The organism is Candidatus Poribacteria bacterium, from assembly GCA_026702755.1.
Lineage (GTDB): Bacteria > Poribacteria > WGA-4E > WGA-4E > WGA-3G > WGA-3G.
Map to the genome: position 1 here is coordinate 12,554 of JAPPBX010000001.1, position 15,474 is coordinate 28,027.

Below are 15,474 nucleotides of genomic sequence, written 5' to 3' on the forward strand. Positions count from 1 at the left end.
TACTCCCTTGCGAAGGATGTCGTATGAAAATAACGCGATTGTTAGTTTTTGCTATATTGAATCTGGTCGTGCTGCCCCTAAGCATTTCTCCGCTTTTCGCAAAAGCACCGACAACCCCCAAAATCCTGTTTACCGCTGTCCCAGACGATAATTATGAAGTCTACATCATGAATCCGGACGGCAGCGAACAGGTGAATCTAACGCAGCATCCCGGAGCAGATTTGAGTGCTGTCTGGTCACCAACGGGTGAACAGATTCTTTTTATCTCCGATCGCGATGGTGTTCGAGACCTATATCTCATGGATCCCGATGGTGCCAATGTGCGCCGCGTTTTTAAGAAGGAAGCTTATAGAGGCAGACCGGCGTGGTCACCCGATGGCAAAAAGATTGCTTACATGCACCTACGTTGGGACCTTAACGAGTATCCTATCTATATCGCTACGCTCGGAGAACAAAAAGAGAAGGAACTCATTATGAATGCTCATGATCCATCGTGGTCTCCAGATGGGACTGAAATCCTCTGCTCTTATCTTGTCCGACTTACTATTATCAACGTCCGCACAGGAAAACAAAAACAACCTTTATCAAGGAAAGTAGCGGATTGGCAGCTCCAACCGTCTTGGTCGGCTACGGGTGACAAAATCGCTTTTACGGGACATAGGGATCCTCCATTACCACCGGACCGCAAGCCGGGAGATCCCTTCCCTCCTGGATGGGAGGAACCGCAGACAATCTACATCGTCAACAGCGACGGCACTGGATTCCGACAACTCGTTGATGAAGCGGGTCCGAAGGCAACACACCCCGTGATATCGCCAAATGGAGAAGAAGTCCTTTATACACAAGCAGTTAATGGCTTTTTACAAATCTTCAAAGTAGACGTAAACACCGGCGTTCGGACCCAGTTGACGATTGGGCAAAGGAATCTTGGCGGGGATTGGTTCGATCCGGAATATGCTTTGCCTGTAGAACCACAACCACACTTGCTAACAACAACCTGGGCAAAAGTAAAAATTAAACAGAATACCCAATAATGCGAATGGGATTGAGGGATAAACAGTGCTAAATCACAACGGAAAAAACACCATGAACCGTTCCTACAAACGACAACGTTCCATGCGCGCGCTGCTCTTTGCAGCCGTTATCCACCTTTGCCTCGCCATCGTTTTCACGTTCTCATTCTATACACAGAGACAGCATAGAAACGAAGACATGCTGGCGGTGGAGTTAATCGACCCGAAAGACGCACCGGAAAAACGTCGCACTCTCAAACCGCCGCCACCCAAAAAACTACGGACACCACAGCAGACAGATCCTTCTACCGAATCAAGCCAGCGACATCTCGACCTGATGGCTTCCGCGAATTTAATCGATGAAACCCTGCGCCAATCCGAGGAGGAGCTCCTCCACAGCGCAACCAAATCCGTGTCCGACACCGAGACGACACTTCCGGATGTCACAACAGCAGCGAAACAGTACAACAGCCGAGAGACACCGATCTCAGAAGAAGTAGCGAGTCCTTTTGAAACCACCGCCGGTGCAGGTGTAGATAGTCCACGGCAACGCGTCAAAGGGGACAGTAGCGGTGGATTTCATAAACTGGAATCCACGGGCACTTCTGAAATCGGCACGATTGGCGACGGAGATGGCACCGGTGACGGCGAAGGAACCGGTAAAGGTGATTCTACCAACCCCTTCGCTAAGGCACTCAAGCGCGTCGCTGACCATATCATTGGGACACGAGAACTCGATAAGGTGAACGTCGTCTTTGTTCTCGATACGAGCGCAAGCATGCGTGACAACATACAGCAAGTTGCAGCAAATCTGTACGCCATGACCGATGAGTTCGATCTCGTCAATTTAGAGTACCATCTCGGCATGTCGGAATTCAGTGTCCGACGGCAGGGTCAAAATCTGGAGATCCGTTCCCTACTGCCCGATGTTGGCATGCTCCGCAGACGGATGCAAAAAGCCACGCTCAGCGGGGACGAGCACGCGCTTGACGCGCTCGCAGATACGCCCTATCGTATCGACTTCCACGCCGATGCCGACAAATACATCATCCTCGTAACCGACGAACCCGCAAGCACCGCTTTTAAAAAGGATGGTGCTTATGACATGATGCGGGCAAAGGTCATCAAGGAATATCAACTGCAGGAGGTCCGCGTCAACGTGCTTGGGCATCCAGAACCGTTCCAGCAAGAGTTGGCGGAGCTGACGGGTGGACTCTGGCAGCGCATCCCGGGAGACATCGGTAGTGCAACGACGCTGCCAAGTGATCGGGTCGCCAACGCAGGATTTCTCAAGGTATTTCGGGATATTGTCACCGACCTTCGCCGAAACAGCGGCAAATTACTCTTTAGCATGGAGTCTCAATTCGAGGTGCTACTTGAGGACGGCGATATCCCCATGCAAAAGTTGCTACGCGAATTCAAGCGAAACGGCATCTCTTTATCCAACGGTGGAAGTCTGTTTAATAATGCCAAAGTCTGGGAGAAAGAAAAGGGCGATCTGTGGGTAATCACTGATTATGTAAACGGTCGCACTTATACCATCCGCAAAACCGGTGACAAATTGAACGTCTATGCCGGTGTCTTTCCTGAAAGTTGGAATACCTCTGAGAATCTCACCGCAATGCCACAACGGCACGGCAGGCGATGGCTCATAAACGACCAGCACAACAAACGCATGTACACCATCCGAAGCGAAAAGAACCGATTGAACATCTACGACGGTGCAGCACTCAGCGCATCGCCTGACAAGGCTGTAAGGGGATTTGAACCCATCGTGGACATCGTTGTTATGCTTGACTATAGCCGGAGTATGGGCGGCAAATCGCAAGCAATCATGCTCGGTTTGAGCACGCTTATCGGTAGATTAGACATCCTGCCCATCAAATATCGGATCGGACTTATCCGTTTCGCAGAGGCGACAGATGCCATCAAGGTCATCAACGGCGCAGTTGTGACGCAGATGCCACTCAACGAATCGATGCTGGAAAGCTACATGGAGGACCCATTTGGTGGAGACGAGCATCTCATTGACGCGATTGTGGAAGGTGTTCCGAAAGTGAAATTCAGTCCGTATGCAAGCCGATTCTTGCTCATTTTGACAGACGAACCGACGACAGGCAAATATCCACCCGAACGCGCAATCAGTCTATGTCAATCGTTAGGCATCCGTGCCTACGTTATCGGACATCCGCGGGCTACGGATTTCCAGAAAGCCCTCGTCGAACAGACAGGTGGACGTTTCTTCACAATGCCGAAACATCTAAGCAAAACCTATCCAAATCAATAAGTTGTCAGTCGTTAGTTGTCAGTTATCAGTTAAAGAGAATGTTGATGTCTTCAAAAACCACTATGAATACAACAATCCACACACACATAGAACACCTATCCAACCAACTCATAAAAAGATCCGATCTCCAATCCAGCACCGATTGGGTGAAACAGGCACTTTTCACCGTGCCGCGCCACCACTTCATCGAACAATACTACGACGACAAAGAGCCCGACGGAATCGTTCAAGTCGAATCCCCAAACCCGATGCCGGAACAACTGGAACAAATCTACTCCGACAGAGGCATGATGATCCGAGAGGAGCCACACAGTGCAGCGTCCCAACCCAGTCTTATCTTCGGCATGCTAAAGGACCTCCAACTGACCCACGGACATAAAGTCTTAGAAGTTGGAACCGGAAGCGGATGGAACGCAGGACTGATTGCGTTCAGCGTGGGAGACGAAAGCCTCGTCTACTCTGTTGACCTCCAAGCCGATTTGGTAGAGAAAGCGCGACAACATCTGAGCTCTATTGGATTTAATCGTGTCAACCTGAGAGCGGGTGATGGTGGACTTGGATGGGACGGCGAGACCTTCGATCGAATAATCGTTACAGTCGGTTCCGCCGATATTCCGCCAGCGTGGATTCAATCCTTGACAGACGACGGGATTTTGGTGATGCCACTTAAGACAAACGGGGTGGGAGACCCAATCCTTCAACTCCACAAACGGGGCGACAAATTGACAGGAAAATTCACACAATGGGCGGGTTTCATGAACCTACAAGGCAACTTCAAGTCCGATTCCGAGAACGCTCTGAAACCATCTTCGGATCCAGCCGTAGAAGCCTTATTGCGAGAGGAACCGACAACTGTTCCATTTCCGACAGCCTTTGGAACCGATTGCGCCTTTTGGCTCCGTTTAAACGGAGTCCCGATGCAAACGCTTTCGGAATACAAAGGGCAACACGGAATGCACGTTGCCCTGCTGGATAAAGAATTGCCTGCCTTGTATGTTCCTCAATCCGTATACTCCACTAAGACCGGAAAGCGTATGGATGTCTACGGCAATCCACAATTTGTGGACCGCTTCATCGAAGGAATAGAGGAATGGGTGAGTCTTGGAAGCCCCAAACTCACAGACTATCACATCGAACTCATTGATCCTGCCGAGTCAGACGACACGGCATCTTATCATTACATCAACCAGAGACCGAATGCAACACTGCGGTTCTCTTTGAAGAATGCTTCAATATCACGGGATTAAAACCGATCCAAAAGTTAATAACCGAAAGGAGATAACACTATAATGTCAACAACTTCTACAAGTACACAACAACACCGAGAAATGGCAACCGAAGAGGGACCTGTCGCCGTGGCGATCGTCACCGTCAGCGACACACGCACCCCCGAAACCGATAAAAACGCAGCATTCCTACGCGAACAACTCGCCGCAGAGGGAAACAGCGTCACCGCGTATCAAATCATCAAAGACGAACCCGACCAAGTCGCATCAGTATTAGACGAAATGGCGGAAAGCGATGCACAGGTCATCCTTTTCAACGGTGGCACCGGCATCGCCCCGCGCGACACCACATTCGATATTCTCAATCGGAAGTTGGAAAAGACACTTCCCGGATTCGGCGAACTCTTTCGGATGTTCAGTTACGATCAAGTCGGTGCAGCAGCGATGCTTTCACGAGCGACTGCAGGGGTCTACCGCGGAAAAGTGGTTATTTCTACACCCGGTTCAACCGCCGCGGTGCAATTGGCATGGGAAAAGCTGATTGGACCGGAACTGCAACATCTGGCATGGGAAGTCGGACGTTAACCCCATCCCTGCTCTTTGTAGGAGGGAACTCCGATTCCCGACTCTTGCTATAGGTGGGGAAACACCATAGCAAAAACACTCCGATTCCCGACTTTCCGTTTGTGTTACAAGCGTCCGGTGTGGACTCTGAACCTCGCCGAAGTTCAATCTAATTTGCTTCTGGTACGGCAGCTTCATCTATCAATTCACAGTATCCAGCACTGAAAAGGTAGCCGTCGTGGCGGATTGACCATGTGCGTTTCTGTTCATCCGCGCCGGTTTCGGGATTGGGCCACAAGTATTCAGTCCAGTGTCCTGTTCCAGTTGCCATAGCGATCTCCATCCCTAAAGGTCTTTTTCCATAGAGTAAATTCTCTGAAAAAACTCCATAATGTTGCGTTGAAAATAGATCTATGAACTTTCTTCCCTACGATTGGGTTGCTATTGGATATTTAGCACTTACAGGTGTACTTATCCTGATTTTCCACAAAAATGTCGCACACTACTCCCTCTATTTGCTCACACGTGTGCTCTGGATTGCTGGTATTGTATCACTAACGTTCGTCAATGAACAGATGCCGTTTCCCTTGCAATTTCTACGCGATTGGTACCCACTGTCCACCATCGCAATTTTCTATTTCGAGATGGGAAAATTGACACAGATGATGTTTCAACACTATTTCGATGAAACAGTGATCCACTGGGAAAAACGGGTCTTTAAAGGGATGCCAAGCCTTGAACTCAGCGATCGGTTTCCATCCATAATCCTATCGGAGATTTTACACCTCTGCTACTTTAGTTACTACGTCATTGCCGTGTTTTTAGCGGCATGGCTCTACTTCGGCGGGAGGATAGGTCCTTTTCAAGAAACAGTTTTCGCAGAGACACTAACCTTTAATCTGAGTCTGCTTTGCTATCCGTTTCTGCCTGCCACCGGTCCGCGCTACCTTTTTGAAAAGATTCAAGGGAAATTGTCCAAGGGTTTCTTCTTCAGACTCACACATTCAATTGTCTCAAGAGGTTCATCGAAAGGCACAGCATTTCCGAGTTCACACGTCTCGCTATCAGTGATTGTGCTGCTTTACGCCCTCCGTTACGATAGTACAGCGTTTCTGATTCTACTGCCAATGTGTATTGGATTAACCCTCGGCACCGTCTACGGTAGATTCCACTATGCGATTGATGCACTCGTCGGCGCAGCGTTGGCTGGCATCGTCTTTGGCATCACGACCACAATCATTTAGTCTTCATAGGAATTTTGGTATAAAAAACTTAAAGATGGCCTCTCAGAGCACTGATTTTTCCTTGACAGTTTTTTGGATAATATATAAACTTAACGCAGATAGTTGAATGCAAGTGCTCTTCACGGAAACACATCCTCCAAACATTCGACACCTTACTCAAGAAACCTTACTCAAGAAAAAGGGAAAAACCATGAAAAAATACGTTGTACGAATTACGCTACTCCTTCTCATTTTCGTAACCGTTTTTGTTGGGTGTCAGGCAATATCGAATCTCGAAATACGGAGAGAGTTGGGCTTTGAAACACCCATAGAGAAATATACCGGACCCCAAACCGTTGAAGGTCTTATGGAAGCGTTTGATGCGAGATACAGTTCACAAGCAACAAAATGGGCTACCGCTTCAGAGACATCTTCTGGCAAAAAACGCCACCTTGAGTTTACACTGGAACATATAGATGCCGAATACCCTCGTGAAGAATGGCTTCAGATGCTTCTCAATAAAGGGGGCACGATAGAGAATTTCGAGGCTTATAGTGGATACCTCAACGTCCGCTCGGATATGATCTTGAAAGAATTTCACACCGAAAATGACTGGGAGATCGTTAAAGCGAGTTATATTGACACCTTGATCCAAGAGTTCCAACATGAGCATCAACTCATCACTGAAGCGAACCGAGTCCATCCAGAAACAGAAGAGTGGGTTGTGATAGGTGAAAATGCGTTGCCCCAAATTCCGGGGAGAATCTACGTACAAAAAACGGAGTCAACGGCTAACATTTGGCATACGACGCGCACCACAACAAAATCGAAGAACGGAGAGCATATTTCGACTAAGGGGCCCGAACTCTCTGAGAAACAGAAGCTTGATCTTTTGAATACTGGTGTGCAACCAGCAGGCTGGGAAGTCGTGTACGTGGATGAAGATGGAAACCCCATCCGCTAAGACAGATAACTAACTGATAAATCGGAGATTTGCATGTCCAACCAACTGGCAATTTCAGGCGGTACACCTGTCCGCAACATAGAAAGCGAACCGTGGTCCTCATGGCCCCTCACAACAACTGAAGAGTGGGAGTCAAAAGTCGAACCGCTGCTTCGAGAGGTATACCTGAGTAGTAATGAAGGCTCAGGAGGCGCGATGATTGAACGTTTCAACGAACAATACGCCCAATATTCCGGAACAAACTACGCCCTCTTCATGCCGCACGGGACCGATTCAATCAGTGCTGCTTTAGCCGGAGCACTGGACCTCGACGGATTTAGCGATGGAGGTGAGGTCATCGTGCCAAATTATACGTTCGTAGCGACTGCGAGCGCAGTGTTGGAACGTCGATGCACCGTGGTGTTTGTGGACATTTCACCAGAAACGTTTACGATTGACCCAGCAGGTGTTGAAGCGGCTATTGGTCCTGAAACTCGTGCGATTCTCCCCGTCCATCTCGGCGGTCATCCAGCAGATATGGGGGCATTACGTGAAATTGCCCAACGCCACCAACTTGCGATTATTGAGGACTGCGCGCAGGCACACGGCGCAGAATATCAGACGAAAAAGGTTGGTTCTCTTAGTGATGTCGGTGCGTTTAGTTTCCAAGCCTCGAAGAATTTGACTTCCGGCGAAGGTGGCATGGTCACAACGAATGACAAAGACATCCACGACCGAGTCTGCGCCTTCATGAACGTCGGACGTGCTCCCGGTGGTGCAAGATGGGAATATCCACGACTCGGTTGGAACTACCGCCCCTCAGAATATCTTGCAGCGATATTGCAAGTGCGCTTGGAACTGTTGGAGGCACAAACCGATCTCCGCAACCGAAACGCTGCTTATCTCTCCAACGCTCTGGCGACAATTGAGGGTATCACACCGCCAGAACTCGCGCCATGGGTTACCAAACACGGGTATCACCTCTACTGCCTGCGGTACGATTCCAAAGGCTTCGGTGGCAAATCGCGACAGGAATTTGTGGACGCGCTCTCTGCTGAAGGCATTCCGTGTTCCATCGGTTACCGTTCTCCACTTTCACAGGAACCAGGAATGGCACACGTCGCGGAGAAATATCCTCACCTCATTCGATCGTTGCCTTGTCCAAATGCAGCATCAGTCTGTGAACAGAGCGTGTGGCTTTTCCAGAACCTCTTCCTCGGCTCGACAAGAGACATGGATCAGATTGCGGAAGCCATTGCTAAGATTCATCAGGCATGGCGTTAATCTTCTCCCTATGTTTAGCACAAAGCGTGAAGGATTGGGCAAATCTCGTCAGGGATTTTGATGCAACCACAAAGCAGCAAACCGCTCCTTGTCTACGATAACGCCTGCGATTTTTGCCGATACTGGATCGCTCAGTGGCAGCATATCACCGGCGATCGCGTTGAGTATGCGCCGTATCAAGAGGTGGCTGCGGAATTTCCCGATATACCCCTTTCAGCATTCGAGAGATCAGTTCAATTGATTTTCCAGAATGGAACAATTTTGAGCGGTGCAGAGGCTGTGCTGCGTGCCTTGAACAACGGCTTACTTCTCTGGTGCTACTATCACCTGCCCGGGTTCGCAGGCGTGTCGGAGTGGGCCTACCGCTTCGTCGCACAGCACCGCCTGTTTTTCTCGGCACTGACGCGCTGGTTTTGGGGGGCACACACTGAGAGAACAACGTTCTATCTGTCGCGTTGGCTGTTTCTGCGAGGACTCGGTTGTATCTACCTCATTGCCTTTTTGTCCTTGTGGGTACAGATTCACGGGCTTGTTGGCAGCAATGGCATCCTACCAGCAGGGCAGTATTTGGAGGTTGTCCGTCAGCAAATCGGGACAGAAGGTTACTATCTCGTTCCAACACTGTTCTGGTTGAACACGTCAGATGCCTTTCTCCATTTCCTGTGCGCTGGTGGCGTTGTTCTGTCTCTGGTCTTAATCGCAGGCTTTGTACCAACATTCGCCTTAGTCGGTTTGTGGGCGGTTTATCTGTCGCTCGTGACAGTCGGACAAGTTTTTCTGAGTTTCCAATGGGATGTCCTGCTCTTGGAGGCGGGCTTTCTGGCGATCTTTTTCGCGCCACTGCAACTGCGTGATACATTTACACGCACGTTCCAATCCTCCACTGCGTTTTTGTGGCTGTTACGTTGGCTCCTGTTCCGCCTGATGTTTGCCTCCGGGTTTGTTAAACTCGCGAGTGATGAGGTGTGGCGAAACCTCACTGCCCTCAACTTCCACTATGAAACACAACCCCTGCCGACGTGGCTCGGATGGTATACCCATCAGTTCCCGGAATGGTTTCACAAAGCCTCAACTATCGGTATGTTTGCGGCTGAGTTGGTCGTTCCGTTTCTGATTTTCGCCCCGCGACGTGCTCGAACTGTGGGATGCATCGGATTGATAGTGCTCCAAATACTCATCATCCTGACAGGAAATTACTGCTTCTTCAACCTACTGACAATTGTACTGTGCTTCTTGCTCATCGACGATGTGATGTGGAAAGCACTTCTTCCGAAACGGCTTATGCCGACCATCCACACAATTGAAAAACCGCTTCGTCAATATAGACGTATCGGTATAGCGGTAGCAGCAGTGCTTCTCTTTCTGTTGAGCAGTATCCGATTCGGCGGACAACTCTTTAGAGAGGCACAACTTCCAGATGTTGCATGGATCGCCCCATTTCGGAGTGTGAATACCTACGGACTGTTTGCGGACATGACGGAATCGCGTCCAGAAATTATCGTTGAGGGTAGCAATGATCGGATAACGTGGAAGCCTTACCAATTCCGATGGAAACCGGGAGACTTGACGGTTCCGCCTAAATGGGTTGCTCCACACCAACCACGACTCGATTGGCAGATGTGGTTTGCTGCCCTCCAAGGCAGCTATCGCAACACACCATGGTTTCTGAATTTCATGGGAGCGTTGCTACAAGGCAAATCTGAGGTGCTACGGCTATTAGCAGAAAATCCGTTTCCAGACTCACCGCCACGTTATGTCCGCGCGACCCTTTACGATTATAGATTCACGGACCTCACAACAAAACGTTCAGAAGGCACGTGGTGGTCCCGCGAATGGAAAAGGATTTATTGCCCAGCAATTTCACTCCGATAGGAAAGTAACAGACACACCAATGTGTTATCCAATTTCACGAATTAAATAGGAGAATTCATGCCCAGTCAATTTTTAACGGTTGCCTTAGAAGCAGCCAAAAACGCCGAAGAAATTATCACCGCTTACTACACCGGCGATGCCATGAAAGTTGAAATGAAAGCCGATGAAACGCCGGTTACACTCGCCGATAGAGGCGCGGAAAAAATCATCCGTGAAACCATCAAACAAGCGTTTCCAGACCACGGATTCTTAGGTGAAGAGTATGGAATCGAAGAAGGAGATTCCCCTTATGTCTGGATTATCGACCCGATTGATGCCACAAAAAACTACATCCGTAAAATCCCGATTTTCGGCACGCAGATTGCGTTGATGAAAGGCGAAGAACTTATCCTCGGCGTTTCCAATGCCCCACTTTTAAACGAACTCCTCTATGCGGAAGCAGGCGAGGGTGCTTTCCTGAATGGTGAACCGATAACCGTTTCCAATGTGACGCACCCCGAAGACGCAATGGTATGCCACGGTGGGCTGAAGTGGTTTGTAGAAAAAGGCACCTTTCCCGGCATCTACAACCTTATCAACGATGCTGCACGCTCCAGAGGATTCGGAGACTTCTACATGTACCACCTTGTGGCTTCTGCAAGAGCGGATGCTGTCGTTGAAGCGGCGATTAGTATTTGGGACATCGCTGCCATCACTGTTATCGTGCAGGAAGCCGGTGGAAAGGTAACCGATATACAAGGACAAGCGGTTACAAAGAATACTGCTTCATTGGTAGCGACAAATGGCATGCTGCATAACACCGTTTTGGACTATTTTAAAGATGCCTAACAGCGGACTTATGATAAGTTTATGTTCTTGTCAGTAGTGTTTAGCAATTGACTACCAAAAAGGGCGCGTTCGCGGAAGGCCGCTCCAATCAATTTCAGTACCAAAGGCCAATAACATCTCTACTTTTTCTGTCGGTTGGAGCATGCAACTGAGGGAACGGAGCGGATTTTCGTATCTACTCCCCTCAGCGGTTTTCCACGCGCGCGGGGCAGGAATCGCTGCTTGCACCGATGCAATAACCGCCATCGGGTCTTCATCTGGCACCATCGGGTCACGCACCAAGCCTTGCGGATGGTATTTTGAGGGTTTATCCCATTTCGCATAACCGACGATGCTTTTGCCGCGACGCAAAACACGATACTGCTTCATATTGAACTGATGCACCTCTGGATATTCAGGATTCCAATACACAGGAAAATTCTGGTCTGCCCATCTTTTTTTAATGTCATGCAGAACATCAAAGTCTTCAGGATTCACCGATGTCCATTTGAGTTCGGAAGCATCGGAACGTGGCGAGAGTTGCGTGCGTACCTCCCTTGTAACCTCTTGACATCCGACCTTCCGATATAATTGATACGCTTCTCTTGTGTCCGTATCAAGAATACACCCTCGATAATTTTTTCGCTCAAAATATGGATTCAGTTCCCGCATCAATCGGGTTGCGATACCTTGACGACGCATATCAGGGGCAACATACATAACTGTTACCATCCCAAAATCTTGCGGTTTACCCTCAAGATACATATAAGTTTCTGAGCCGAATACATGTCCAACAACTCTTTCATTGACGAATGCTAAACGAACGCCTTCTGGTTCGAGGTATCCGTCGTTAAACTTTTTTTGGTAGTAATCTCTGTTGATATTGAAGGGCCCTGTTGACAACAACTCCCAAACTGCGTCATCGTCACCGGGTTGCCAATGTCTGTAAGTAATCGGACTACGCATGTGTCTCCTTTATTTTTTATCATAAATGACTCTTTTACGAACTCTTCATCAATTTCACCACCAAGCGGCTCGGTGGTGTTCTGTCAAATCAATTTCCTGACCGAAGGATGAAAGCATTATAACGGTTGTTGTGGGTTCAAATGTGCAACCGTATGCACGAAGAGGTGCCTCATACCTTCCGCCTTCCGCTGTTTGCCAAGTGCGGGTTGTCGGTATTGCCGATTGAATTGATGCAATAACCTCCATCGGATCCATATCTGGTGCAATAGGGTCACGAATTAACCCATGTCGATAATATTCTGAGGGTTCATCCCATCTTGCATAACCGACAATGTTTTGATCCTGACGTAAAATACGGTACCCACTCATAGTATACTGATGTACTTTTATGCTTTGTTGATGGCAGCTAACAGGGAAATTCTGTTTTGCCCACATCTCATCTAACTGAGGTATAGCACTTAAATCGCTGAGATTCACTTCCGCCCATTTGAGTTGTGATGCATTCTGATTTGGTGGAAGTTGGGTTTGTAAATCTTGTGTCAATTGTTGGTAACCAACTTTCTGATACAATCGAATCGCTGCCTCTTCATCTGCATCAAGAATGCTGCCACGATACCCCTTTCTTTGGAAGTGTGTATGCAAATCCTGCATTAAGCGAGCAGCTATCCCTTGGCGACGCATATCTTGCGCAACAAAGACAGCACCTACACTTACAAACCTCTGGCACTTGTCTTCAATGAAAAATGAACAGGGCTCACCCCACACATGACCTACGACCCTTTCATTGATAAGTGCTAAACGTATCCCTTCTGCTTCAATATCCTTATTTCTATAGATGTTCTCATCAACTTGCTCAGCAGGTAACAATAATTCCAAAATAGCATCATCATCACCGAGCTGCCAATGTCTGTAAATAATCTTCTGCCGCATAGTCTTCCTTCCGGACGAAATAGTTTTCATTTATACACCAAAACGGATGCACTTTGCTGGAGGACGCGAGATATGATTTCCTTGAATAATTCAAGAGGATGTGTTATACTACATATCAAGCCTTGTGAAGGCGACATGTTTGTAGGAAGGAGAAACACACCAAAATGCACCTTGACTTTCAAAACGTGCTGGATCTGTCTTATGTGGTCGATGAAAATAGTCCATGTGAGCTGCCGATTGATCCTGCCAAAATTTATGACCAAGCGACGTTGGAAAAAGATGGTTATTTTGAAAGCCGTATTGACACGTCCGGACATTACTCTACGCACATGGATGCTCCCTGTTTAATGTATCCCGGTGGGGCAACTATCGCAGAAATTCCAAAGGAGAAACTGACCGGACACGCTGTGTTGATGGACTTTTCAGCGATTAAAAAACCGAACGACGCGGTGACCGCCGAAGATATTAAGGCGTGGATAGCCGAAAATGGTGAGATTCCAGAAGGCAGCATCGTCTTTATGCGGACAGGAATGGATAGATTCGTCTATCAGGACAACTTTAACCGAGAGTGGATCGGCTTCAGTGAAGACGCTGCTGAACTCCTCGTCGAAAAAGGCGTAAAGGTTATCGGGACAGACGCGTGTAGCATCGACTCGGTGGCAGGGCATCCACCCTTACACGACGGTTTACCTCCAGCACATCTCGTTTTTCTTGGAGCCGGTATCCCGCACGTTGAGGATTTGTGTAATCTAAGTCAACTGCCGACACATTTCTATGTTGTAATTGCACCCCTAAAGTTAGCACGGAGCTCCGGGGCACCGACACGTGTGTTCGCGTTTGTATAGGAAACTTAAAGATTAGATATATTTCTCCTTCAGACAGGATTACAACACGGGAACCTCATTTGATTCCAAAAGAAATGACACCTAATATCCCTGAACCGATCTTAAACCTGTTACATGAAATCGGTGAAGTAGGTGGAGAGGGAACCTACCTTGTCGGTGGATTCGTCCGAGACCTCCTGCTCAAACGACCGAGTCTTGATATCGACATCGTTATAGAAGGAGACGCAATCCGAGTCGCAAATGCGATATGTGACAGGTGGAACGGGACATTAGAGGTGCATCCACAATTCGGCACCGCAACCGTTACACCGGAAAATGTTAGCCTTCCGAAAGTGGACTTCGTGACGGCACGCCGTGAAACTTATCAAGACGCAGGCACGTTACCTATAGTGCAAAGCGGGACTATCACTGACGATTTACATCGGCGGGATTTTTCAATCAATGCGCTTGCAATGCGTTTAGATACAAGTGCCTTCGGTGCCATCGTCGATAAGACCGGTGGATTAGAAGACCTCAAATCCGGTATCGTTCGGGTACTCCACAAGCAGAGTTTCATAGACGATCCGACGCGTATTTTTCGTGCGGCTCGGTATGCCGGACGCTACGGTTTTCGGATCGCTGAAACTGACACAATTCTGATTCAGGAAGCACTACCCGTATTAGCACGACTTAGCGGTGAACGGATACGGAACGAGATTGACAGACTACTTCTTGAAAAGAATGCATCAGAGATTGTAGAACATCTCACACAACTCGACGTATGGAAAACTATCTCTGAAGGGTGGAATATATCAACGACGTTTGCATGCGATTTTAAGAAAGCCGAACGGGCGATAGCTTGGGCATCTACACACCTTACGGATGAAGAATTTCAACCCGAACTCGTGCGCTGGATGGCATTTTTGGGAACCGGAACGCCAATCTATCAGATCGAGGCACTCAGTTTAAAACTCGTATTGGAGCATCAACTTCAACGACTCATAAGCCGGGCGAAAGCTGCAAAACATCAGGTGTCGCTCGAAAAAGTGACACACGCTGCCTTTGCGAAACTCGGAATTCCACTATCAGAGAACGCGTTTATCGAATATCAAAAAGGAAAATGGTGCATTGTTGATACCGATAATACGATAACCTACGTATGCGGCGATGGGCATCTTTATCGAGTGCAAACGCCACTCACTGCTTACAGAGAGTTGGAACAAACACTCGCGCCTGTGAAGGAAACAGCAAGACCGAGTGAAATATACCAACTGCTAAAACCCTATCCAACTGAAGCACTGGCACTCGGCTGTGTAAATACGACCCTGCCAAAATGGAAACGGGAGAAAATAAAAGACTACCTTTTTGTTTTGCGAAAGACCGAACCCTTTATCACAGGAAAAGACTTGATTACTTTGGGGGAAAAACCGAGCAAGAATTTTGAAACTCAACTTTGGAAATTGTTCGCGGCACAATTAGACGGAGAAATAAACAAAAAAGAGGAGGCATATTCCCGCTTACGAACTTTTGTATAG

14 protein-coding genes are annotated in these 15,474 nt (G+C 48.3%); 11 read left to right on the forward strand and 3 right to left on the reverse strand.

What is annotated here, in order from left to right; genetic code table 11:
• Positions 1–23: 23 nt before the first annotated feature.
• Genes OXH39_00060 through OXH39_00075 form a run of 4 tightly spaced genes read left to right on the forward strand, consistent with a single transcriptional unit; the run spans position 24 to position 5,111 of the window.
• Positions 24–1,034 carry a hypothetical protein gene (locus OXH39_00060; GenBank protein MCY3548822.1) on the forward strand — a complete coding sequence of 337 codons (1,011 nt, stop codon included), beginning with the start codon at positions 24–26 and terminating at the stop codon, positions 1,032–1,034.
• A gap of 52 nt (positions 1,035–1,086) precedes the next feature.
• Positions 1,087–3,300: a VWA domain-containing protein gene (locus OXH39_00065; protein ID MCY3548823.1), complete on the forward strand. Its 2,214-nt coding sequence runs from the start codon at positions 1,087–1,089 to the stop codon at positions 3,298–3,300.
• A 44-nt stretch (positions 3,301–3,344) separates the two neighbouring features.
• Positions 3,345–4,547 (forward strand): methyltransferase domain-containing protein, encoded by a 1,203-nt coding sequence (locus OXH39_00070; protein ID MCY3548824.1) that lies wholly within the window; start codon positions 3,345–3,347, stop codon positions 4,545–4,547.
• Positions 4,548–4,589: 42 nt separating this feature from the next.
• Positions 4,590–5,111 (forward strand): molybdenum cofactor biosynthesis protein MoaB, encoded by a 522-nt coding sequence (locus tag OXH39_00075; protein MCY3548825.1) that lies wholly within the window; start codon positions 4,590–4,592, stop codon positions 5,109–5,111.
• A 148-nt stretch (positions 5,112–5,259) separates the two neighbouring features.
• On the opposite strand, the gene OXH39_00080 is transcribed toward OXH39_00075, so the two are convergent.
• Complete coding sequence (locus OXH39_00080) at positions 5,260–5,421, reverse strand: hypothetical protein (protein ID MCY3548826.1); 162 nt, start codon at positions 5,419–5,421, stop codon at positions 5,260–5,262.
• An 82-nt stretch (positions 5,422–5,503) separates the two neighbouring features.
• Here OXH39_00080 and OXH39_00085 point away from each other — a divergent pair, with 82 nt between their 5' ends.
• The 5 genes from OXH39_00085 to OXH39_00105 all read left to right on the forward strand — a co-directional run bounded on the left by OXH39_00085 (position 5,504) and on the right by OXH39_00105 (position 11,240).
• A complete protein-coding gene (locus tag OXH39_00085) occupies positions 5,504–6,334 on the forward strand; it encodes a phosphatase PAP2 family protein (protein MCY3548827.1) in 831 nt (276 codons plus the stop codon).
• 190 nt (positions 6,335–6,524) lie between these two features.
• Positions 6,525–7,277: a hypothetical protein gene (locus OXH39_00090; GenBank protein ID MCY3548828.1), complete on the forward strand. Its 753-nt coding sequence runs from the start codon at positions 6,525–6,527 to the stop codon at positions 7,275–7,277.
• Between the two features lie 33 nt (positions 7,278–7,310).
• Positions 7,311–8,540 carry a DegT/DnrJ/EryC1/StrS family aminotransferase gene (locus OXH39_00095; protein ID MCY3548829.1) on the forward strand — a complete coding sequence of 410 codons (1,230 nt, stop codon included), beginning with the start codon at positions 7,311–7,313 and terminating at the stop codon, positions 8,538–8,540.
• Positions 8,541–8,600: 60 nt separating this feature from the next.
• A complete protein-coding gene (locus OXH39_00100; protein MCY3548830.1) occupies positions 8,601–10,412 on the forward strand; it encodes a lipase maturation factor family protein in 1,812 nt (603 codons plus the stop codon).
• 57 nt (positions 10,413–10,469) lie between these two features.
• Positions 10,470–11,240 carry an inositol-phosphate phosphatase gene (locus tag OXH39_00105; GenBank protein MCY3548831.1) on the forward strand — a complete coding sequence of 257 codons (771 nt, stop codon included), beginning with the start codon at positions 10,470–10,472 and terminating at the stop codon, positions 11,238–11,240.
• Positions 11,241–11,291: 51 nt separating this feature from the next.
• Here OXH39_00105 and OXH39_00110 read toward each other — a convergent pair whose 3' ends face one another.
• Complete coding sequence (locus tag OXH39_00110; GenBank protein MCY3548832.1) at positions 11,292–12,185, reverse strand: GNAT family N-acetyltransferase; 894 nt, start codon at positions 12,183–12,185, stop codon at positions 11,292–11,294.
• Positions 12,186–12,239: 54 nt separating this feature from the next.
• Positions 12,240–13,115, reverse strand: a complete 876-nt coding sequence (locus tag OXH39_00115; protein MCY3548833.1) for a GNAT family N-acetyltransferase — start codon at positions 13,113–13,115, stop codon at positions 12,240–12,242.
• Positions 13,116–13,279: 164 nt separating this feature from the next.
• Here OXH39_00115 and OXH39_00120 point away from each other — a divergent pair, with 164 nt between their 5' ends.
• Positions 13,280–13,960 carry a cyclase family protein gene (locus OXH39_00120; GenBank protein MCY3548834.1) on the forward strand — a complete coding sequence of 227 codons (681 nt, stop codon included), beginning with the start codon at positions 13,280–13,282 and terminating at the stop codon, positions 13,958–13,960.
• Between the two features lie 59 nt (positions 13,961–14,019).
• Positions 14,020–15,474 (forward strand): CCA tRNA nucleotidyltransferase, encoded by a 1,455-nt coding sequence (locus OXH39_00125; GenBank protein ID MCY3548835.1) that lies wholly within the window; start codon positions 14,020–14,022, stop codon positions 15,472–15,474.

Coding starts and splice junctions, on each gene's coding strand:
- OXH39_00060 (MCY3548822.1), top strand. CDS start 24: ATGAAAATAACGCGATTGTTAGTTTTTGCTATATTGAATCTGGTCGTG.
- OXH39_00065 (MCY3548823.1), top strand. CDS start 1,087: ATGAACCGTTCCTACAAACGACAACGTTCCATGCGCGCGCTGCTCTTT.
- OXH39_00070 (MCY3548824.1), top strand. CDS start 3,345: ATGTCTTCAAAAACCACTATGAATACAACAATCCACACACACATAGAA.
- OXH39_00075 (MCY3548825.1), top strand. CDS start 4,590: ATGTCAACAACTTCTACAAGTACACAACAACACCGAGAAATGGCAACC.
- OXH39_00080 (MCY3548826.1), bottom strand. CDS start 5,421: ATGGCAACTGGAACAGGACACTGGACTGAATACTTGTGGCCCAATCCC.
- OXH39_00085 (MCY3548827.1), top strand. CDS start 5,504: ATGAACTTTCTTCCCTACGATTGGGTTGCTATTGGATATTTAGCACTT.
- OXH39_00090 (MCY3548828.1), top strand. CDS start 6,525: ATGAAAAAATACGTTGTACGAATTACGCTACTCCTTCTCATTTTCGTA.
- OXH39_00095 (MCY3548829.1), top strand. CDS start 7,311: ATGTCCAACCAACTGGCAATTTCAGGCGGTACACCTGTCCGCAACATA.
- OXH39_00100 (MCY3548830.1), top strand. CDS start 8,601: ATGCAACCACAAAGCAGCAAACCGCTCCTTGTCTACGATAACGCCTGC.
- OXH39_00105 (MCY3548831.1), top strand. CDS start 10,470: ATGCCCAGTCAATTTTTAACGGTTGCCTTAGAAGCAGCCAAAAACGCC.
- OXH39_00110 (MCY3548832.1), bottom strand. CDS start 12,185: ATGCGTAGTCCGATTACTTACAGACATTGGCAACCCGGTGACGATGAC.
- OXH39_00115 (MCY3548833.1), bottom strand. CDS start 13,115: ATGCGGCAGAAGATTATTTACAGACATTGGCAGCTCGGTGATGATGAT.
- OXH39_00120 (MCY3548834.1), top strand. CDS start 13,280: ATGCACCTTGACTTTCAAAACGTGCTGGATCTGTCTTATGTGGTCGAT.